Below are 20,350 nucleotides of genomic sequence, written 5' to 3'. Positions count from 1 at the left end.
AGAGAACCCAGGCTAGGTTTCCGATAGGAACCGGCAGGTGCCTCGGCGGGTACCGTGGCACCATGAGCGGTTTCGGTACCGGCGATCCGTTTCTCGCGGACTGCCCGGCGCGTCTGACGGTCGAGCTGATCGCCGACAAGTGGACGGTGGTCGTGCTCGCCGGCCTCAGCAAGGGCCCCGTGCGCCATGGCGAGTTGGTCGAGCTGATCGGCGGCATCTCCCGCAAGATGCTCACCCAGACCCTCCGCCGCCTGGAGGCCCACGGACTCGTCCACCGCTACGCCTATGCCGAGGCGCCACCCCGCGTCGAGTACGAACTCACCCCGCTCGGGGCGACGTTGATCGACCCGATCCACACACTGACCGAGTGGGCGAGGGCGAACGGCGACGCGGTGCTCGACGCACTCGACACCGACACCGACACCGGGCCGGTCACCCCCGGCGACTGAGGTCCCCGCTACTCGGTATCGGCTGGGCCGTGCTCGGGCTGCGGCCACACGACGACCTCGGTCCAGTCCCTCAGCCGGCGCCAGGACGTCACTCCGTAGCAGCCCACCGTCTCCACAGGGACATCACGCCACGCGACACCGGTCCGCAGCACATACATCACACCAGCCGGCGCCACTCTGTTGGGAACGGGTAACCGCCCGGGGCGGTGATGGCGCCGTTCGGGAGCGGGTGGCAGAAGCGGAGCCATCCGCTTCCACAGGTCGTCAGGGACAAGATCAGCACGCACCCGAGACACCCTGATGACCAAGATCGTCGAGCACGAGGCCCGCAACTCATTCCGAAACGATCAGTAAGGCCGATGCGGGTGCGCATCCTGACGGTGTGACGAAGCGACAGCATGTGGATCATCCGCGTGTCTGCCTGGTGATCTGCGGTGACTCCAGGATGCCCGGCTCCACGGCCTTCTCGGCCGGCCGCCGAAGTGGCGCAGGCCGTGGGGAAGGCGAACCTTACGTCCTGGCCGGCGTCACCTTCCGGATCGCGGCGAACGTGATCGGCCGGATCGTGGACCATGCCGACGGGGAGGCCCAAAGGTTCTTGGCCCGTCTGCTTGTTGTGTCGGACTTCGAACTGGAGGCACTGTGGGCGCTATACGGGAGACCGATCCGGGGCACAGCGAGGTCTTGGAGATGATGGAGGCGTACGGCGGCCACTGTTCCACCACGCCCGGACAGTAGGCGACTTCATCACAGAGTTGGAGCGGGTGATGGCACTCCTCGCACTCGATGTCCCTGCGGTCAAGAGCGTCGCGGAGGCCGGATTACCGGGGCGCACCCGCGCCCCCGGATTCCAGACTGCTTACGAGTAGTTGGCCAGCGCGTGGAAGGCCGCCCGTCTTATGGTTCAGTGACACGGGCAGCGCACAACCAGATTCACGTTCGATCCGGTTCGGTACCAGAGGGATGACGACCTCGCCCCATCGCGGGCTTCCTGCTGCGCCGTCGATGGGATGGCCGCCATTGCTTGCCGGTCTCAGCCTCTGCTGGATCGCACCAACTACCGTTCAGTAGAGGCGCGTTGCTGTCGGCGGAGCGTACCTGCGACTTACCTCAACGCCCCACTGCTGCGGTGAACGCGGCGACGGCCAAGAGGAGCAACCCGGTGATCAGGAGGTCAACGGCGAGCCGCAGTTGCCGGAACTTGCGGCGGACGATCCGCGAGAGAAAGAGGACACGCTCTGGGCGCCGATCCGTCCTCATATGAACCATGAGGTTATCGCGATCCAAATCCGACCATAGTTCCCACCCTTCTCCGGCTTGGTCGTCTAAGACTGGCCTGATTGAGAGAAGCAAGATCGGTATGGACGCGGCCAAAACGGCGAGCCCGAATGTCCCCGGCAGGCGTACGTCCCAACCCAGCTCTTCGTTATGAGTGATGGCCGCGACCAGGGCCAAGACGCCCCCGTCGACTGCGATGAGCAGACTGGCTTTTGTGTCATGCCGCACGAGTTCCCGGCCCAGCATGTTGTCGGCCATGCTCAGATTCTGCTCGGTGCGGTCTGGCGGCTGTTGCGACATCCGGCCTCTCCATGAGGAGGAGGGCGGCGGCAGCACGCCTACCCCCGACGCGTGCTGCCGCCTGCTAATGGACCGTCATGCACGGTGCTTCAGCACGCTCCAACGGTGTACTGACCGCTCACGAGGTTGGCGTTGATGAATCCCGAGCCGGAGCCGTAGTAGACGGCGAACCAGCGGTTGGTCCCGTTGGACCACACGCCATCGGCCCAGCAGATCAGGACCACGCCCCCGGATACGTACCCGCGGTAGCCGTTCTCCCACTGGTCCGAGTACACGGACGCACCGCTGGTGGAGGCGCCGCTGGCCTGAGCGGGAGTAGCGAGGGCCACCCCTGTACTGCTCAAGGCGGCGATGGCTGCGGCAGCTGCCACAGCCCGACGGATGCGGGGAAGCTTCAGCATGTTGACCTCTGTCCCGGTGGGCGGGTTTATTGAGTAGTCCCCTTTGTAGGCGGGCCGCCCGCCCTCTGGCCGCCGTGTTCCAGGCCGCCGACGCCCGTGCAACAGCGGTTGCGACCGCTCCTTCTCTCTGCTAGTGCCCATTCTTTGGGTCTCTTCGGGATGCCTAGCGTGTCCGCCGTGTCCGGAATCGGTCTCACCGCCGCGGGGACAGCAGGTCCAAAGTGGAGTGACTTTGGTCAGGCACAGGTGGGGGCGAACATGACGCATACGGTCCCGGCCGTGCCTGCGGTCATCGGCTGGACACCATGGCAGGTGCGGGCAGGCTGGCTGTTGCGTTCCCACCGGCTGTGCCATGCTGATCCGGCGCTGCGGCAGCTGGTGGGCTTCGCCCGCGCTTATCGCGAGGACCGCCGTCACACCACTGGTGTCTCTCCCAGTTCCCTGTCGCGCTGGGAGAACGGCCTGGTCCCGGTGCCGGCCTCAGCCGTCCGCCGCTACGAGGACGTGCTCGGTCTGAGCGCCTGCCACCTGCTGGCGCCGATCCAGACCATAGCCCGCCACGAGGGAGGCATGACGGCGGCGGCGTTCCTGCGCGCGGACCGCGGCAGCAATCCCTCGACAAGCCCCGGGCCTCGCGTGGAGCAATTGCTCGCCCGGATCCTGGACGGAGGAGTCCTCACCGGCACCGACTGGGACGACCTGACGCGATGGGCTGCCTACGAAGGCGGACAGGTCTTTCCGGGCCGTGTCCGTCGTGCGGTTGTGCAGCGGTTGCTCGAGGAGACCGTGGTAGCCGGCGGCACCGCCTGGATGCGCCGCTTCGAAGCCCTCAGCAGGCTCCTGGCCGACCCGCTGTGGGGACCTGAGGCCGTCGCCGTGTGCGCTGACGTCGCGCAGCAACCCGAGCACGTCGGCCTGATCGAGACGGTGTGCGCGCTGGACGGCAGCCCGCATCCTGACGCCGGGCGTGCCGTACTGCGCCAGCTCACAGACCCTACGACCGCCGACACCGGCTACGGAGCCCTGCTCGCTGCTGCGCGAAAGACCCGCAAGCGCCACTTCACCGCCGAGCAGACCCGGACGCTGGTGGACGTGGTGGACGGTGTCCTGACCGGCCCGCACCTCTCCCAGCCGCCTTCCGCAGTGGAAGCCGCAGCGGTACTACTGCACCGATTGCCGCTGTCTGCAGCTCACCGTGCCCGCCTCACCACTTCGGCGGCCGAGCGCGGTTTCGCCCTCAACGCCATCGTGACGCACGGTTCGCTGACCGACCCGGCCACGGCCGTGATCACCGTCTCCCGCGTCCTGGGGCGTCTTGACGACACAGGACATGGACCGGCAGCAACCCTCCTGGGCACTCTGATCGACGATCTCCTCCACCACCCGGTGGCCGACGTCCGGCTTTACACGGCGATGATGCTGCGCGCCAGCCCTTACGGACGCCAGGTCGCCTCCGCGCTGGCCGCCGACCTGCGCCGAGTCGGGGACCTGCGTACCGGGGACCGCGCCATCCCGATACTGCACGCCCTGCGCGTTCTCGGAGGACCCGACCAGCGCGCCGTCGTCGCGGGCCTCACCCTCGCACGGGGCGTTCCCCGGGCGGTCGCGCTCGCGGCCGTCCACGCACTTGGACACATCGGGGGTCGCAGCCCGGAAACCTACTGGCGTGCCGTGTTCCACCAGCACGTCCACGCCGCGCACGGCACAATCGACCAGCGCGAGGTGCTCAAGCGCCTCGTGTACGCCTTCGCCATGGGAGACGAGCTTGAGCTCCTCACCCGCCTGGTGGCCGAGCTCGAGACTCGGGGTATGCCGGCCCGAGACCTTTCGGGCTGGTGGACCAACCTGGAGCATCACGTCCGCGACAGCGCCCAGCGGTGAACCAAGGTGTCGGCCGGACGCTGACATGATCGCGGCGGCGCAGCAGGGCGCAGGCCAGGCGGCCCTACGGCGGCGGCACTTCGGCCGTTGCGGGCCGGAAGCACCGACGCCGCCGGTCAGTTGAGGACGCGCAAGACACCCGCCACCAATGCCGGTCCGAGGCAATACGCCCGCCGGTGAGGGAAGTTGGCTACCCAAGGGAAGGCCGTGGCGCCAAAAGCCATCCACAGGCTCCACGTCGGAAGCTTTCTCAGCGGCCGGCACTCGCGCCCTTGGCGGACAGGCCTCGGCCGTCGGGCATCCCGACTGGAGAGGCATCTTTCCCATGCTCGGAATCCATGCGCCCGCGATCAGCCGCACAGCGGCCAGAGCCGTGAAACCGCCCCGGCGGTCTCTTCCGCCCCCTCCGGTCTGATGCCACCGCTTCAACCCTCCGCGCCATCCTGGTCGGCGAGGTGGGGGCTGCGCGATGTTTCGCGCCCGGAGGCGGAGTTGGGGCGGGCTTGCGTTTCGTACGCACGGACTGGTTCCCGTCGATCAAGTACTGGTTGTCGACGAGGGCTTCACCGTCTTCGCCAGTAACTTCGGCGAAGGGACGACGGCAGCCCTTGCAGTACGTGTCAAGGGCGTCGATGCGCTGCTCGACCTTTGCGTTGAAGGAGCCACGGGAGTCCGCTACACGGGCAACGGCATCCTCGACGGCGATCTCGGCGGCGACAACCCACATGTGGGGGTGCTTCGTGGCGGTGGTGGAACGGGGCGAGTGCTCGGCGGTCACGTGCAGGTCTCCCATGAAGAATCCGGGCCCGCTCCAAGGCCGTGGTCACTCTGAGAGAGGCGGCAGTCGACGAATCTGTTACGTCAACTGCAGTCTCTCAGAAGGCCGGGGGCGTCAATCTGGGGTTACTGCGACCAGGCGTGCTCAGTGAGAAAGGTTGTCGGACTCGTCCAAGTATCCGCGCAGGCTGGCCTCTGGGTATTCCATGATGTTGCTGGGCAGGTCGTGGACGGTGAACCAGGTCAGTGCCATGCACTTCTCCGGTTCGGTGTTGCTGGGTCCCCCGCCCACTCGACAGCTTCGACGAAGAAGCCGATGCGCTCCACTTCGCCGTCCTGGCGGTGCTGTACAACCTGAACGAGCCGAAGCTTGCTCGGGTCGACGGTGATACCGGTCTCCTCCTGCAGTTGGCGGGCCGCTCCATGGGGATGGGTTCGCCTTGGTCGAGTTTCCCGGAGGGCGTGCGCCAGTGCACGAGATCCCCGGTTACCGAAACCGGGGATCCTCCGCACCATTGATGGTGTTCGCCGACCGCGCCCGGCAGAGAGAGCCCCTTTCCATGTCGCGCCGCCTGGCAGACCACACCTACCACCGCGCCACGCCCACGGAGGCCAACCATGCCTGCACGTCCGCCTTCTGCTCCGAAGCCGAGTTCCATCCAAGTTCCGGATGCCACCCCCACAACGCGCCAGGCATTCCTGAGCGTGAAAGATGCTGCCGAATACCTCGGCCTGTCCCCGCACACCCTCTATGTCTGGCGGCATCGCCGAAGCGGCCCGCCCAGTTTCCGGATGGGGCCGCGTGGTCGCGTCATGTACCGAATAGAAGCGCTCGACGCCTGGATTCGAGAACAGGAGCACGCCGACTCGCGCTCCAACACGACTCTGAGCCCGTTGGGCGCCGCACCGCAGAAACGCTCGGACTACGCCACGGGCGCCTGACCCGGCTGACTCCCACCGTACGCAACCTGCCATCGAGGGAAGTATTTGGCCGGCTACATAGAAGACCGCTGGATCAAGAAAAAGAAGGACCCCGACACCGGCAAGCGGGAACGCACCGCCCGCTACGGCAAGGGCTCCAGGTACCGGGTCGCCGGCATCCCGGGTGTCCGGGACAAGTCGTTCGACGTGCTCGAAGACGCCAAGGCGTGGCTGCGCAGGGCCGGCACCGACAGCGAACGCGGCGAGTTCGTCGATCCCCGCGACGGCTCCATCACGCTGGACGACTACGTAACACGCTTCTGGCAGACGGGAGTTCGCGGTGCGCCCGGCACGATCAAACGCATCGACGAACGCGTCCGCCTCCACATCCAGCCTCAACTGGGCACCGTTGCCCTGCGGGACATCAGCCCGGCGGTACTGCGTGGCTACATCGCCACGCCGGAGAGCGAATGCTCGCCGCGATATGCCCGGCAGATCCTCGGTTCGCTCTCGAACATCTTCGAGACCGCCATCGACGACAAGCGTCTGGTGCGCAATCCGATGCGGGCCAAGTCCGTGCGGTGGCCCAAGGCGCCGGAGGACCAGAGGGAAGCCTGGCCCCTGGAGACCGCGCAGCGCGTACGGGATGCGATCAACGCGCGCTACCGCATCGCCGTCGTGCTCGCGCTGGGCTGCGGGCTGCGGCAGGGCGAGGTCTTCGGGTTGTCGCCGGAGGACGTCGACTTCGCCCGTGGAGTCCTGCGTATCCGTCGGCAGGTCCAACTCCTTGGCGGGCGTCTGTACTTCACCTTGCCGAAGGGCGGCAAGACCCGCGTCGTGGACATGCCTCCGTCGGTCGCGGCGGCCCTGGCCCGGTACTTCATGGAGTACCCGGCGGTCGAGGTGGAGCTGCCGTGGGGCGGTCCGGAGCCCGAACGGGAGGCGAAGAAGTTCCCGCTTGTCATCACCACGACGTACGGCAACGCCCTGCGCGCGAACATCTTCAACGTCGAGGTGTGGAAGCTGGCCCTGGCCGCCGCAGGCGTCATCCCCTTGCGTAAGAAGGGCGAGCGGTGGAAGGCGTCGCGCAAGGACGGCTTCCACGTGCTCCGGCACACGTACGCCTCGATCATCCTCGAAGCGGGCGAGTCCGTCGTCACCCTGGCCCGCTGGCTCGGCCATTCGAGCCCGACCATCACCCTGGACTACTACGCCCACTTCATGCCGGAGGCCGGCGGCAAGGGGCGAGGCGCCATCGACGCCCTGATCGGCCAGCCTGCACTGGCCGCGTAGACATCCTCTCCGCACAACCCACGAAACGGGTGGGCACAGCGATCTGCTGTGCCCACCCGTTTCGACGTTCCACAAGGGAAGTTGGCTACTCTCCGTGCCCGATCAGTGCTCTCGGGAGGTGCCTGAAGAGCGAGGTTCCGGCAAGTCAACGCGCTCGATGGCGGAAGACCGCCCAGACCGGAGCGCGGCTCATTCTCCCCAGATTCTCCCCAGGAGCTTCTGAAGCGCCGTCGGAGCCCGCGATCCGGGCAGCAGCCACTCCCAGGAGCGCCTCCCGAGGCGATTACTCAGAGCCAGTCTTTCCGCTTGAAGATGACGTACAAACTGGTGCAAACAACCGCCATCAAGACGATGGCGAAGGGATACCCGAGCACCCAGTGCAACTCCGGCATCCGATCGAAGTTCATCCCGTAGATCGTCCCGACCAGCGTCGGCGCGAACAGAATCGCCGCCCAAGAAGAGATCTTCTTGATCTCCTCGTTCTGCTCGAACCCCGCCTCCGCCAACGCCCGCATCTCCGCGTTCTGTTGCTGGGTGACCAGGGTCGCGTTCACCGTGAGGATGTCGGTGAGGGCCTGGCGGAAGCCGTCGACGCGTTCGCTGGTGTGGGTGACATGGTCGGCCACGTCGCGGAGGTAGCGCTGGAGTTCCTCGTCCGTGCCGTACTTCGCGAAGCCGGCCATCAGGCTGTGCAGCATGCCGACCAGGGGGCGGGTGGCGCGCTGGAACTCGACCATTTCGCGGGAGAGTTCGTAGATACGGCGGGAGACCTGAGGCTCGCTGCGGAAGACCTCCGTCTCGATCTCGTCGATGTCGGTCTGGACGCCGGCGACCACCGGCGCGTAGCCGTCGACGACCGCGTCGAGGATGGCGTACAGCACCGCCTCGGGGCCGAGTTTCAGCAACTCCGGGGATTCCTCCATGCGTTGGCGGACCGCGGAGAGGTCGGGGGCCGCGCCGTGCCGGACCGTGATCACGAAGTCCGGGCCGACGAACACGTGCAGCTCGCCGAAGTCGACCTCCTCCGTGGTGTCCAGGTAGCGGGCCGCGCTCAGGACCACGAACAGCGTCTCGCCGTAGCGCTCCAGTTTCGGGCGCTGGTGTGCCTCCATCGCGTCCTCGACCGCCAGCGGGTGGAGGTCGAACTCCGCGGCCAGGGAAAGGAGTTCACGCTCGGTGGGACGGGCGAGGCCGATCCACGCCATGCCGGACGGCTGTTCGCGCAGTTCGCGGAAGGTGTCGGCGAGGGTGTCCGGCGCCGAGACGCGCACGCCGTCCCGGTACAGGGCAGCCTGGACGACGCTGCCCGCGTCGGACGGTTCCGGGGGCGGCGCGTCGGTGGTGGACGCCGGGGTCTCGGGTACCGGCTCCGGGGGCGGGGCCGGCGTGCGGCGCCAGCCGGGCATCCTGGCGCTCCGGCCGTTTCCGCCGTTCCTCGAGGTGGGGCGGGCGCGTCGCTGGGGCATCGCGGTGCCTCTCGATCGGGCCTACGTCTGCGTGATCACGGAGCACGAGCAGGATATACGGGGCCAAACGGCCTGGGCATGTGATCGGGGTCCGGGATTCGGTGAGAGTTGCGGACAGAAGGTGTCCGCAATCATCGTTAGCGTGCGGAGTGTGACGACGACCAAGGCGATGAAGGACACCAGGGCGAGCAGGCCGACCAGGTCAACCGGGTCAACCAGGCCGACCAGAGCGACGAAGGCGGCGACCATGACGAAGCACCCCGTACTCGACCCCCGCTCCCTCAACCGCGCCACCCTCCACCGCCAACTCCTCCTCCACCGTTCCTCCCTCTCCGCCCACGCCGCCGTCGAACATCTCCTCGGCCTCCAGGCCCAGAACGTCAAACCGCCGTACTACGCCCTCGCCGCCCGCCTCGACGGATTCGTGCCCGAGGACCTGTCCGGGCTGATGGCCGAGCGCGAGGTCGTCCGGATCGTCACCATGCGTTCCACCATCCACACCCACACCGCCGCCGACTGCCTCACCCTCCGCCCGCTCGTACAGGCCGCCCGCGACCGCGAACTCGGTAATTTCCGCAAGGGACTCGTCGGCGTCGACCTGGACCGGCTCGCCGTGCGCGCCCGCGAGCTTGTCGAAGCTGAGCCGCGCACCATGAAGGAGTTGCGCGAGGCACTCCTCGTCGAGTGGCCCGACGCCGATCCGCAGGCCCTCGGGATCGCCGCCCGCTGCAAGCTGCCGCTCGTCCAGGTCACCCCGCGCGGGCTGTGGGGCCGTAGCGGACAGGTGGCGCTGACCACCGCCGAGCACTGGCTGGGACGGGCCGCCGAACCCGCGCCCACCCCCGACGCGACCGTCCTCCGCTACCTCGCCGCCTTCGGGCCCGCCTCCGTCAAGGACATGCAGACCTGGGCCGGGCTGACCCGGCTCCGCGAGGCCTTCGAACGGCTCCGGCCGCGGCTCGTCGTCTTCCACGACCAGAACGGCGTCGAACTCTTCGACCTCCCGGACGCGCCCCGGCCCGACGCGGACACCCCGGCCCCGCCGCGTTTCCTGCCGGAGTTCGACAACCTGCTCCTCTCCCACGCCGACCGCACACGCGTCGTACCGCCCGAGTACTGGGGCCGTGCCTGGTGGGGCAACGTCGCCCATCGCACGTTCCTCGTCGACGGGTTCCTCGCCGGGGTGTGGAAGCTCGACGGTACGGACCTCGTCGTCGAACCCTTCGGCAAGCTGACCAAGGCTCAGCGGGGTGAGGTGGTCGCCGAGGGGGCGCGGATGCTCGACACGCTGCACAAGGGGACCTCGTACGACATCCGGTTCGGGACGGTCGTACAGCCGTAGAACCCAATAACTGACAAACCCTGGAAGGGTTCAGTCCGCTCTGCCCGTCACCGCGACCGTCACGCCCAGGCCGATCATCGTGAAGCCGCCCGCGCCGCCGATCAGGGACAGGCGGCGGTCGGAGCCCGCGAACCACGTGCGGGCCGCCGACGCGGTCAGGCCCCAGAGGGTGTCCGTGACCAGGCCGATGGAGATGGGGATCAGGCCGAGGAGGAGCATCTGGAGCGGGACGCGGCCCGCGGAGTGGTTGACGAACTGGGGGAGTACGGCGGCGAAGAACACCACGCCCTTGGGGTTGGTGACGCCGACCAGGGCTCCGTCGAGGACCGTGCGGAGGTCGCCCCGGGGTTCCGCCGTGGGGCTCGTCCGCATCGCGGACGCCTTCAGGTCCTTGCGGTGGCGGAACGCCTGCACGCCCAGGTAGACGAGGTACGCCGCGCCCGCCAGCTTCACCGTCAGGTAGATCGTGACCGACCGCTCCACCAGTGCGCCGATGCCGAACGCCACCGCCGTCACCAGCAGGTACGAGCCGAAGACGTTGCCGATCGCCGTCGCCACCGCCGTGCGGCGGCCGTGGGCGAGGGCGCGGCCGATGACGAACAGGACGCTCGGGCCCGGGATCACGATCACCAGCAACGACATCGCGGCGAAGGCGAGGAAACGGTCCGTGGACACCATGCGATCACTCCCATCCGGCGCTCATTGAAACAGGAGGCGGGGAGTTCGCTCCAGGGCCGAGGGCTGCCCATTACACATGGAGCACATGGAGCACATGGATAGGGTGCGTTGCGGGCTGCTCGTGGAAGCCCGCAACGCACCCTGGTTTTTCCCTGAGGAGTGCTCAGGAGTCCTTCCGGGTTACGAGTTGACCTGTGTGGTCACCAGGCTGGAGAACTTGGTCAGCCGGGAGTAGACCCCCGGGTAACCGGCCTCGGCACAGCCCTCGCCCCAAGAAGTGATCCCTGCCAGGACGCCCCCGATGAGCAGGGGACCGCCGCTGTCGCCCTGGCAGGTGTCTACGCCGCCGGATGTGTATCCGGCGCAAACCATGTCGGTCGCGATGAAGTCCGAACCGTAGGAGCTCTTGCAGCTGGAGTCGGACACGATCGGGACGGTCGCGGTCCGCAGCTGGTTGGAGGAGCTGCCGTTCTCCGAGGTGGTGCCCCAGCCGAGGATGCGGGCGGTGGTGCCGGCCGCGTACACGGAGGTGTCCGTGGAGGCGACGTACTTCGCCGTGGTGTACGGCATCGACGTCGACAGGGTCAGCACGGCCACGTCGTTGCCGTTGGTGGCGTCCGTGTAGCTGGGGTTGATCCAGATCTTGCTGACCTTGCTGACGGTGCCGTTCGTACCGTTGAGGTACGTGCGGCCGCCGACCACGCGGACGCTGCTGGTGGTCTCGCCGACCATACAGTGGGCGGCGGTGACCACCTTGGTCGCGGAGACGAGCGTGCCGCCGCAGAACTGGTTCTGCGAGGCGTCCGTGATCTGCATGACGAACGGGTACGTCGTCGTCGTGGTCGTGGAACCGCCGACGATGGGCTGGGGGGCTGCCACAGCGGTGGGGGCGCTGAGCAGTGCGGTCGCTGCGGCAGCGGCGGCTGCTGCGACGACTGCGGTGGATCTCTTGGCGCGGTTGAGCCCGAACATGAGTCTCCTCATTGGGTTGCCGGTGGGGGTCGCGCGGGTGTGGGGGGTGCAACGGGGGTCGCGGGACCGACCCCCGTATGCCCGGGCGAGCGGCACACCCATAAGCTAGAACCCGGAACACCCTGCTCCCAATGAGGGAACCCCCTAGGGGAGTTGGGCAGGGAAAACCCTCGGTCGCCGCACAGTAAACCCGTAGGGTCCTCAGTTCGGACGGCGCCCCGCCGCCAGTCGGACGATATCCACCCGGGAGCGGATCCCCAGCTTGCGGTAGACCCGGGTCAGGGTCGCCTCGACCGTCTTGACGCTGATGAACAGGCGGGCGGCGATCTCCCGGTTGGTGGCGCCCTCCATGACGAGCGCGGCGACCTGACGCTCCATCGAGGCCAGCCCGTCGAGCCCTTCGAGGGTCGGCGCGGGCGTGGGCACGGGCGCGGGCTCCGGCGCCCTGGTGACGGCCGCCTCGTCCACCTGGCGCAGCCAGGGCAGCGCCCGGCAGCGCCGGAACAGCCGGGTCGCCTCGTCGTACGACGTCGGCCCGGGCTGTCCGGTGCGCAGCGACGCCAGCGCGAAGGCGGCGCGGGCCTCCTCCAGGCCGTAGCCGAGTTTGGCGAGGCGGTCCTGGACGGACGTCAGTTGCGCCACGGCCTCGTCGTGTTCGCCGCGGGCCGCGCGGACGAGCGCCTCGGCGCGGTCGAGTACGGCGAGGACGCTCTCGCGGCCGAGGCGCAGGGCGCGCTCACGGGTCACGTCGATGACGTCCTGGGCCTCGGCGGTCTCGCCGACGCGGACGAGGGCCTCGGCGAGGTCGCCGTGCCAGCGGCCGCGGGCCGGGTCGGTCACCCCGAGGGCCTGCTCCAGTTCGCGGACCCGGCGCAGCGAGCGGACGGTCCCGTGGGCGTCCCCGGCGACCAACTGGGCGTATCCCAGGGCCCCGAGGGCACGGGACAGATACATCTGGTCGCCGTCCTCCTCGGCGTGTTCGACCGCCTCCCGGGCCAGCGCCAGCGCCTCCTCGACGTCGCCGCCGGAGGCCTCGGCGAGCGCGGTGAGCATCGCGGACGCCGTCTGGCCGATCCCGGAGTCGCGGGCCAGCCGCAGGCCCTCCCGGGCCAGGTCGAGGGCGCGGCCGCAGTGCCCGGAGCGCAGTTCGGTCTCGGCGAAGCCGCGCAGGAAGTGCACCTCGCTCTCCACCGACCCGCGCCGCCGCACCTCGCGCAGCAGCGCGGTGATGGTCGCGCGGGCCTCGGGCAGCTGATCGCTCATCACCAGCCAGCGGAACCGGGCCGATCCGGCGCCGTTGTGATGGCACGCCACCCTCGGGTCCTGGGGCTCCTTCAGCGCGCGCTTGATGGTGAGCGGGGCGTCAGGGTGGCCCATCAGGGTCTCGGTCTGCGCCTGGAAGGAGAGCGCGAGGAGTTCGGTACGCCGGTCACCGGCACGCGCGGCCAGCTCGGCGGAACGCGCGGTCTCCGCGCGGGCCTCGGCGAAGTCGCCCTCGACCAGCAGGGCGCGCCAGGCCAGTTGGTAGCGGACCAGGGCGAGCAGCCGGGGGTCGTCGCCCGCGTCGGCGAGGGCCTGTGGGAAGACGGCGTCGACATCTGCCATGGAGTGGCCGGCCGTGTCGATCACGATGATCCAGGCCCGTACCCGCTCGGCGGGCACCGACGTCCGGGTCAGCACCTCGCGCGCGATGTCCCGGGCGAGGTCGAGTTCGCCGGCGGTGATCGCGTCCTCGGAGGCCTGCAACCGGCGCTCGTCCGGGCCCGGCACGCTGTCGCCCGGGGTGTGCCGGGCGGCGAGCAGCCCGAGCGAGGCGGCGACCGAGGGCGCCCCGCGGTCCCGGGCCAGGGTCGCGGCCTCGGCGAGCCGGGCGGCGACCTCCGGATCGGTGCCGGTGGTTGCGAGGGCGAGGTGCCGGGCGCGCTCGATGGGGTCGGAGGCCGCGGTCGACAGCGCCGCGTGCGCGGCCCGCCGCTCCTGCGCGGGGGCCTCCGCGTACAGCGCGGCGGAGATCAGCGGATGCGCGAACCGTACGGCGGGACCCTCGGGTTCCGTTGCCAGCAGGCCGAGTTCGGCCGCCTGGGCGGTCTCCGCCTCCGCGTTCTCCCGGCCGGCGGTCTGCAGCAGGGCCACCGTGGGCCGGGCGCCCGCGCTCGCGACCAGCAGGGTGCGGCGCGCCTCGGCGGGCAGCATGTCGAGCCGGCTCAGCACCAACGCGCGTAGTGACGTCGGCACGAGCAGCGGCTCGCCCGGTCTCGGCGGGGTCGGGTTCTCGGCCAGCGCGCGCCCCAACTCCAGCGCGAACAACGGGTTTCCGCCACTCGTACGGTGGATCTCGCGCACCGTGGAACGCGGCAGCCCGGTGTACCCGCGATGGTCGAGCAGCGCCGACACCTGCGCCCGCGACAGCGGACTGAGCCGGAACGCCAGGGTGTCCGGCGGCGACGCGCTCAGATACCGGTCGTACTCCTGACCCTCGGTCCGCACCGCGAACACCATCTGCACCTGCGTGTCCCCGAGCCGCCGCGCGGCGAACCCGAGCAACTCGGCGCTGGCCGGGTCCAGCCACTGCAGATCGTCCGCTACGACGAGCACGGGACCGTCGGCCGCGAGCGCGCGCAGCGCGGACAGGACGGCCAGGCGCAGGGCGAGTCCGTCGCGCTGGAGCGAGGACTCGCCGCGTCCGGTGAGCGCGGATTCCAGGGCGGTGCGCTGGGCGGCGGGCAGTCGCTCGGACACCTCGTCCAGGACCAGACCGAGGAGGTCGGCGAGGGCCAGGAAGGGGAGATGGGATTCGGACTCCGTGGCCGAGCAGCGCAACACGGTCCGCGCCGTCTCGCCGTATTCCGCGGCCAACGCCCGCAGGAGGGTCGACTTTCCTATTCCGGCGGGGCCGTGGAGCAGCACACTGCCACCCTCGGCGAGCTGGTCACGGGCGGCGGAGAACATCTCCTCCCGGCCGATGACCAGGTCGGGGCGCGTTCTGGCAGGCTCCTTGAAGTCCCGTCGCACGGTCACCGCTCCCCTCGTGTGTCGTGTCCGGGCCAATATTAGGCAATCAGTCCTTGAAATTCGGATGGATGGGGTCGTGAGGGAAATAACAACCGTGCGGCATGAGGAAATTCAAAGCTCCGATGAATGAATAGCCGGTCGTCGCGGGAACCGCCTCAGGGGCCGCCGACAGGGCTACGTCCGCCCCTCTCACGGCAGCACCCCCGCCCGCCGCGCCGCCACCACGGCCTCCCCGCGGGTGTGCGCCCCGAGCCTCCGCATCGCCGAGCGCAGATACCCCTTGACCGTCTCCGGCCGCAGCCCGAGCCGCTCAGCCGCCACCGCGTTCGTCGCCCCGGCCGCCACACAGGCCAGGACGTCCAGCTCCCTCGGCGCGAGTTCTACGTCCCCGACGGCGGCCTCGGCCGTCAACAGGCCGCAGGCGTCCAGGAGTTCGGCCCGCAGCGCCGGGTCCGGGATGCGCGGGGCCAGTGCCCGCAGCGCCGCGTGCGCCTCCCGTACCTGCTCCCAGGCCGGGCTGGCAGCCGGGTCGGGGGCGGGTGCCGGGCGCGCCGCGCTCAGCAGCTCCCGCACCTCCTCCCGTACCACCAGCGCCTGTTCGACGTCCCGCGCGGCCTCCATCGCCGCGCTCAGCATCCGGTCGCCGAGCGGCTGGGCGGTGCGCAGCGCGCCGTAGAGGACACCGCGCACGCGGCGCCGTACGACGACGGGGACCGCGAGCATCGCGTGCAGGCCCTCGGTGGCGACCGCCGTGTCGTACTCGTGGCTGATCTGGTGGGAGGACGAGTAGTCCGCGACGGCGTACGGGCGGGCGAGGGCGACCGCCTTGCCGCCGAGGCCGCTGCCCGAGGTGACCGCGAGGGCGCGCAGGGCGGGGGTCGCCGTGCCGCTGAGTTCGCTGATGCGCATCTGCCTACGGCCGGTCTCCACCAGGCCGCCGAAGGCGACGGGCAGCCCCGTACCGCGCCGGAGCCGTACCAGCGCCGACTGAATCTCCACCATCCCTGCCGCGTCCGTCGCCACCCGCTTGCCCCTTCATTGCGGCCGCCCTGCTGCACACACCCCCGTACGGGGGTAGTGAGACCCACATCACGGATTACACGATGTCAGAGAGCCGCCCGGCAATGGTCCGGTACTTAGGAGGACAGATGACGACGGCGAGTGAGTCGTTCCGCAGCGCGCGGGATTTTCTGCTGGCGCACCGTACGGACTATGCCACGGCCTACGAGGGTTTCTCCTGGCCCAGGCCCGAGCACTTCAACTGGGCGCTCGACTGGTTCGACGTCATCGCGGCCGGCAACGACCGCACCGCGCTGCGCATCGTCGAGGAGGACGGCACCGAGGCCGCCCTGTCCTTCGCGGAGATGTCCGAGCGCTCCAACCGGGTCGCCAACTGGCTGCGCGCCCAGGGCGTCCGCGCCGAGGACCGGATCCTCGTCATGCTCGGCAACCAGACCGAGCTCTGGGAGACGGCGCTGGCCGCGATGAAGCTCGGCGCCGTCGTCATCCCTGCCACCCCGCTGCTCGGCCCCGCCGACCTGCGCGACCGCGTCGAACGCGGCCGGGTCCGGCAGGTGATCGTGCGCTCCGGGGACGTCGACAAGTTCGACGAGGTGCCCGGGACGTACACGCGGATCGCGGTCGGCGGCGCGGTCGAGGGCTGGCGGACGTACGAGGACGCGTACGCCGCCGCCGCGGAGTTCACGGCGGACGGCCCGACCCTGGCCGACGACCCGCTGATGCTGTACTTCACCTCGGGCACGACCGCCCACCCCAAGCTGGTCGAGCACACCCACACGTCGTACCCGATCGGCCATCTGGCCACCATGTACTGGATCGGCCTCCAGCCCGGCGACGTACACCTCAACATCTCCTCGCCCGGCTGGGCCAAGCACGCCTGGTCGAACCTCTTCGCGCCGTGGAACGCGGAGGCGACCGTCTTCATCCACAACTACACGCGCTTCGACGCGGCCCGGCTGATGGCCGAGATGGACCGCGCGGGGGTCACCACCTTCTGCGCCCCGCCGACGGTGTGGCGGATGCTCATCCAGGCCGACCTGACCCAGCTGCGCACCCCGCCCCGCGAGGCGCTGGCGGCGGGGGAGCCCCTGAACCCCGAGGTGATCGAGCAGGTCCGGCGGGCCTGGGGCGTCACGATCCGGGACGGCTTCGGCCAGACGGAGACGGCCGTGCAGGTCTCCAACAGCCCCGGCCAGCCGCTGAAGACGGGCTCGATGGGACGGCCGAGTCCGGGTTATCGGGTGGAGCTGCTGGACCCGGTGTCGGGTGCGCCGGGCGCGGCCGAGGGCGAGATCGCGCTCGACCTGTCCGATCCGCCGGTCGGCCTGATGACCGGCTACCACGGCGACCCGGACCGTACGGCGGAGGCGATGGCCGGCGGCTACTACCGCACCGGCGACATCGGTTCCCGCGACGAGGACGGCTACATCACCTACGTCGGCCGCTCCGACGACGTCTTCAAGGCCTCCGACTACAAGATCTCCCCGTTCGAGCTGGAGAGCGCGCTGCTGGAGCACGAGGCGGTGGCCGAGGCCGCCGTGGTGCCCGCGCCGGACGAGCTGCGCCTCGCCGTACCGAAGGCGTACGTCGTGCTCGCGGCGGGCTGGGAGCCGGGGCCCGACACCGCGAAGGTGCTGTTCGAGCACTCGCGCGACGTCCTCGCCCCGTACAAGCGCATCCGGCGGCTGGAGTTCGCCGACCTGCCCAAGACCGTCTCCGGCAAGATCCGCCGGATCGAACTGCGGGAGGCTACGGCCGCGGGGTCGGCGGCCGAGTACCGCGAGGAGGACTTCCGATGAACGCGCCGACGGACTCGCCGATGAACTCGTACAGCCATGGAACCAGCGGGACTTCGCTCCTCGGCGACACCATCGGGGCCAACCTCGACCGGGCGGTCGCCGCGTGGCCCGACCGCGAGGCGCTCGTGGACGTACCGTCCGGGCGACGCTGGACCTACGGCCAATTTGCCGCCGAGATCGAGCAGTTGGCGTACGCGCTGCTCGCGAGCGGGGTGGCGAAGGGCGACCGGGTGGGCATCTGGGCGATCAACTGCCCCGAGTGGGTGCTCGTCCAGTACGCCACCGCCCGCATCGGCGCGATCATGGTGAACATCAACCCGGCGTACCGCACCCACGAGGTCGAGTTCGTCCTCAACCAGGCGGGGATCTCGGTCCTGTTCGCCTCGGCCGGGCACAAGGGCAGCGACTACCGGGCGATGGTCGAGCAAGTCCGGCCCAAGTGCGCGGAGTTGCGGGAGGCGGTGTACATCGGCGACCCGAGCTGGGACGCGCTGGTCGCCAGGGGTGCGGCCGACCGTGCGGAGGAACTCCGGTCCCGCGAGGCCGAGTTGTCCTGCGACGACCCCATCAACATCCAGTACACCTCGGGCACGACGGGCTTCCCCAAGGGCGCCACCCTCTCCCACCACAACATCCTCAACAACGGTTATTTCGTCGGCGAGTTGATCGCGTACACCGAGCAGGACCGGGTCTGCATCCCGGTGCCCTTCTACCACTGCTTCGGCATGGTCATGGGCAACCTCGCGGCCACCTCCCACGGCGCGTGCATCGTGATCCCGGCCCCGTCCTTCGACCCGGCGGCGACCCTGAAGGCGGTCCAGCAGGAGCGCTGCACGTCCCTCTACGGCGTCCCGACCATGTTCATCGCGGAGTTGAACCTCCCCGACTTCGCGTCGTACGACCTCTCCTCCCTCCGCACCGGCATCATGGCGGGCTCGCCCTGCCCGGTCGAGGTGATGAAACGGGTGGTCGCCGAGATGCACATGGCGGAGGTCTCCATCTGTTACGGCATGACGGAGACGTCTCCGGTCTCGCTCCAGACGAGGATGGACGACGACCTCGAACACCGCACCGGCACGGTCGGCCGGGTCCTCCCGCACCTGGAGGTCAAGGTCGTCGACCCGGCGACGGGGGTGACCCAACCCCGGGGCGCGGCGGGCGAGTTGTGCACCCGCGGCTACAGCGTGATGCTCGGCTACTGGAACGAGCCCGAGAAGACCGCCGAGTCGATCGACGCGGGCCGCTGGATGCACACGGGTGACCTGGCGATGATGCGCGAGGACGGCTACGTCGAGATCGTCGGCCGCATCAAGGACATGATCATCCGGGGCGGCGAGAACATCTACCCGCGCGAGATCGAGGAGTTCCTCTACACCCACCCGAAGATCGCGGACGTCCAGGTGGTGGGGGTGCCGCACGAGCGCTACGGGGAGGAGGTGCTGGCGTGCGTGATCCTGCGGGATCCGGGGGAGCCGTTGACGCTGGAGGAGGTGCGGGGGTTCTGCGAGGGGAGGTTGGCGCACTACAAGATTCCGAGTCTGCTTCAGGTCATGGATGCCTTTCCTATGACGGTGTCGGGGAAGGTGCGGAAGATCGAGCTGCGGGAGCGGGCTGTTCGGGGGCGGTGAAGTGGGGCTTCCTGGGCGGGAGTTGGTGGGAGGTGTGGTGGTGCCGGGTGCGGGGGTGCGGGGGTGCGCGGCGAGTCCGATGAGGTCGGCGAGTGCGGTGAGTACGGCGACTTGTGGCGCGGCCTTGTGGCAACGGCCCGTAGCCGGGGTCGGCGAACGGCCTTCGTGGGCCAGCGCCCCTAGCCCCGCGGACCGGCAGGTGCCCGCCGCCCGCCGCGCGACGTCCGCCGTCACGAACCGGCCGTGGCCGCCACGCACCGGACCCGATCGCTCAACTAACTCCCCGCCGCGTCGAGTTGATCAGCCAGTTCGTTCACTGGCTGGGGCGTGCCCGTGAGGTCGAGGACGAACAGGGGGACGCGGAGGGCGTCCGCGCGGGCGCGGGCGTCGTCGGCGTAACCGGCGAGGGAGAAGTAGACGCACTCCGTGGACTCCGTCATGGCCGTCAGCCACAGGCACTCGACGTCGCGGAGTGAGGCGGGCCGTACGGTCGGGTCGACCTGGGCCAGGATGCCGCGGGCGGCGAGGCCGATGCCGGACGGGGGCCGCTGGTCGGCGCGACGGATGTCCCGGTAGCCGAGCCAGCGGAGGTAGAGCGCGGCGGCGGTGACCGCGTCGCGCGCGGTGCGGATCGTGACGGGCTGGAACGCGGGGCGGCCCTCGACCTCGGCGCCGCCGACCTTCGTGGTCCGCGCGGCGGGTTCCGACGTCGGTTCCGCGCCCGCGACCGGTATCCGCAGCAGCGTCCCGCACGGGCAGCCCAGCTCCGGGTACGGCCACTCGTCCAGTCGGCCGCAGGCCGCGCAGCGGACCGCGATCCAGTCCTCGTCCCACACGCGGTGGTTCACGACCGTGGCCACGCCGCGCTGGTCCAGCGGCGGGGCGACGGGGGCCCCGCACACACAGGGATACGACGGCGCGGCGTAGACGTGTTCTCGTCGGCACGCCGGACAGCGCACCGGCACGCTCTCGGACATGAGCCCCATAGTCCTCCTGAAAACCCCTGCTTGTCCGTCTCTTGACGGCCTTGGTCACCCCACTTACATTACTTCCAGATAGTAGAAGTTAGATTCCGCAATACGGAAAACGATGCGGAAGTCAGAAGCTCGCAAGGAGTTTTCACCGCGGGGCGC

The 20,350-nt window shown here is 69.5% G+C and carries 16 protein-coding genes and 1 pseudogene; 8 read left to right on the top strand and 9 right to left on the bottom strand.

The features are described from left to right. Positions 1–62: 62 nt before the first annotated feature. Positions 63–449 (top strand): winged helix-turn-helix transcriptional regulator, encoded by a 387-nt coding sequence (locus tag OO69_RS06945; RefSeq protein WP_033279501.1) that lies wholly within the window; start codon positions 63–65, stop codon positions 447–449. 41 nt (positions 450–490) lie between these two features. On the opposite strand, the pseudogene OO69_RS49980 reads toward OO69_RS06945, so the two are convergent. From OO69_RS49980 to OO69_RS06935, 3 genes and pseudogenes are all read right to left on the bottom strand, one after another. After that, positions 491–697: pseudogene (locus OO69_RS49980) on the bottom strand (transposase); the annotation flags it as partial. An 862-nt stretch (positions 698–1,559) separates the two neighbouring features. Continuing rightward, on the bottom strand, positions 1,560–1,985 hold the full coding sequence (locus OO69_RS06940; protein ID WP_158713355.1) for a Pycsar system effector family protein: 426 nt from the start codon (positions 1,983–1,985) through the stop codon (positions 1,560–1,562). A gap of 131 nt (positions 1,986–2,116) precedes the next feature. After that, positions 2,117–2,371, bottom strand: a complete 255-nt coding sequence (locus tag OO69_RS06935; protein ID WP_158713354.1) for a hypothetical protein — start codon at positions 2,369–2,371, stop codon at positions 2,117–2,119. Between the two features lie 315 nt (positions 2,372–2,686). Here OO69_RS06935 and OO69_RS06930 point away from each other — a divergent pair, with 315 nt between their 5' ends. The 4 genes from OO69_RS06930 (at position 2,687) to OO69_RS06915 (ending at position 7,300) form a co-directional block, all read left to right on the top strand. Then, on the top strand, positions 2,687–4,309 hold the full coding sequence (locus OO69_RS06930) for a helix-turn-helix domain-containing protein (protein WP_033279498.1): 1,623 nt from the start codon (positions 2,687–2,689) through the stop codon (positions 4,307–4,309). A 469-nt stretch (positions 4,310–4,778) separates the two neighbouring features. Further along, a complete protein-coding gene (locus tag OO69_RS51870) occupies positions 4,779–5,141 on the top strand; it encodes a hypothetical protein (RefSeq protein ID WP_158713353.1) in 363 nt (120 codons plus the stop codon). 563 nt (positions 5,142–5,704) lie between these two features. Then, on the top strand, positions 5,705–6,028 hold the full coding sequence (locus tag OO69_RS53480; RefSeq protein WP_078652317.1) for a helix-turn-helix transcriptional regulator: 324 nt from the start codon (positions 5,705–5,707) through the stop codon (positions 6,026–6,028). 45 nt (positions 6,029–6,073) lie between these two features. Beyond that, complete coding sequence (locus OO69_RS06915) at positions 6,074–7,300, top strand: tyrosine-type recombinase/integrase (protein ID WP_078652316.1); 1,227 nt, start codon at positions 6,074–6,076, stop codon at positions 7,298–7,300. A 287-nt stretch (positions 7,301–7,587) separates the two neighbouring features. Here OO69_RS06915 and OO69_RS06910 read toward each other — a convergent pair whose 3' ends face one another. Then, positions 7,588–8,766 carry a magnesium and cobalt transport protein CorA gene (locus OO69_RS06910; protein ID WP_033279497.1) on the bottom strand — a complete coding sequence of 393 codons (1,179 nt, stop codon included), beginning with the start codon at positions 8,764–8,766 and terminating at the stop codon, positions 7,588–7,590. Between the two features lie 247 nt (positions 8,767–9,013). On the opposite strand from OO69_RS06910, the gene OO69_RS06900 reads away from it, so the two are divergent. After that, positions 9,014–10,108, top strand: a complete 1,095-nt coding sequence (locus tag OO69_RS06900) for a winged helix DNA-binding domain-containing protein (protein ID WP_033279495.1) — start codon at positions 9,014–9,016, stop codon at positions 10,106–10,108. 30 nt (positions 10,109–10,138) lie between these two features. Here the strand turns inward: OO69_RS06900 and OO69_RS06895 are convergent, their stop codons facing one another. From OO69_RS06895 to OO69_RS06880, 4 genes are all read right to left on the bottom strand, one after another. Further along, a complete protein-coding gene (locus OO69_RS06895) occupies positions 10,139–10,786 on the bottom strand; it encodes a LysE family translocator (protein WP_033279494.1) in 648 nt (215 codons plus the stop codon). 180 nt (positions 10,787–10,966) lie between these two features. Continuing rightward, a complete protein-coding gene (locus OO69_RS06890; protein ID WP_033279493.1) occupies positions 10,967–11,758 on the bottom strand; it encodes a S1 family peptidase in 792 nt (263 codons plus the stop codon). 201 nt (positions 11,759–11,959) lie between these two features. Beyond that, positions 11,960–14,776 carry an ATP-binding protein gene (locus OO69_RS06885; RefSeq protein WP_033279492.1) on the bottom strand — a complete coding sequence of 939 codons (2,817 nt, stop codon included), beginning with the start codon at positions 14,774–14,776 and terminating at the stop codon, positions 11,960–11,962. 183 nt (positions 14,777–14,959) lie between these two features. Continuing rightward, positions 14,960–15,772, bottom strand: coding sequence for a helix-turn-helix transcriptional regulator (locus tag OO69_RS06880; RefSeq protein ID WP_033279491.1), 813 nt, complete (start codon positions 15,770–15,772; stop codon positions 14,960–14,962). Positions 15,773–15,918: 146 nt separating this feature from the next. Between OO69_RS06880 and OO69_RS06875 the strand changes: the two genes are divergently transcribed. After that, entirely contained in the window at positions 15,919–17,589 is a 1,671-nt protein-coding gene (locus OO69_RS06875) for an AMP-binding protein (protein WP_033279490.1), read from the top strand. A 20-nt stretch (positions 17,590–17,609) separates the two neighbouring features. Further along, positions 17,610–19,217: an AMP-binding protein gene (locus OO69_RS06870; RefSeq protein ID WP_033279607.1), complete on the top strand. Its 1,608-nt coding sequence runs from the start codon at positions 17,610–17,612 to the stop codon at positions 19,215–19,217. Positions 19,218–19,492: 275 nt separating this feature from the next. Here the strand turns inward: OO69_RS06870 and OO69_RS06865 are convergent, their stop codons facing one another. Then, positions 19,493–20,203 (bottom strand): hypothetical protein, encoded by a 711-nt coding sequence (locus tag OO69_RS06865; protein WP_033279489.1) that lies wholly within the window; start codon positions 20,201–20,203, stop codon positions 19,493–19,495. Positions 20,204–20,350 lie beyond the last annotated feature (147 nt).

Source organism: Streptomyces sp. NRRL F-525, from assembly GCF_000716605.1.
GTDB lineage: Bacteria > Actinomycetota > Actinomycetes > Streptomycetales > Streptomycetaceae > Streptomyces.
This window is presented reverse-complemented; position numbering and strand designations above follow the sequence as displayed.

Excerpts from the sequence above, each read along its gene's own strand:
- OO69_RS06940 (WP_158713355.1), bottom strand. The coding sequence starts at position 1,985 with ATGGCCGACAACATGCTGGGCCGGGAACTCGTGCGGCATGACACAAAA.
- OO69_RS53480 (WP_078652317.1), top strand. The coding sequence starts at position 5,705 with ATGCCTGCACGTCCGCCTTCTGCTCCGAAGCCGAGTTCCATCCAAGTT.
- OO69_RS06900 (WP_033279495.1), top strand. The coding sequence starts at position 9,014 with ATGACGAAGCACCCCGTACTCGACCCCCGCTCCCTCAACCGCGCCACC.
- OO69_RS06930 (WP_033279498.1), top strand. The coding sequence starts at position 2,687 with ATGACGCATACGGTCCCGGCCGTGCCTGCGGTCATCGGCTGGACACCA.
- OO69_RS06865 (WP_033279489.1), bottom strand. The coding sequence starts at position 20,203 with ATGGGGCTCATGTCCGAGAGCGTGCCGGTGCGCTGTCCGGCGTGCCGA.
- OO69_RS06890 (WP_033279493.1), bottom strand. The coding sequence starts at position 11,758 with ATGTTCGGGCTCAACCGCGCCAAGAGATCCACCGCAGTCGTCGCAGCA.
- OO69_RS06945 (WP_033279501.1), top strand. The coding sequence starts at position 63 with ATGAGCGGTTTCGGTACCGGCGATCCGTTTCTCGCGGACTGCCCGGCG.
- OO69_RS06895 (WP_033279494.1), bottom strand. The coding sequence starts at position 10,786 with ATGGTGTCCACGGACCGTTTCCTCGCCTTCGCCGCGATGTCGTTGCTG.
- OO69_RS51870 (WP_158713353.1), top strand. The coding sequence starts at position 4,779 with ATGTTTCGCGCCCGGAGGCGGAGTTGGGGCGGGCTTGCGTTTCGTACG.
- OO69_RS06880 (WP_033279491.1), bottom strand. The coding sequence starts at position 15,772 with ATGGTGGAGATTCAGTCGGCGCTGGTACGGCTCCGGCGCGGTACGGGG.
- OO69_RS06910 (WP_033279497.1), bottom strand. The coding sequence starts at position 8,766 with ATGCCCCAGCGACGCGCCCGCCCCACCTCGAGGAACGGCGGAAACGGC.
- OO69_RS06875 (WP_033279490.1), top strand. The coding sequence starts at position 15,919 with ATGACGACGGCGAGTGAGTCGTTCCGCAGCGCGCGGGATTTTCTGCTG.
- OO69_RS06870 (WP_033279607.1), top strand. The coding sequence starts at position 17,610 with ATGAACTCGTACAGCCATGGAACCAGCGGGACTTCGCTCCTCGGCGAC.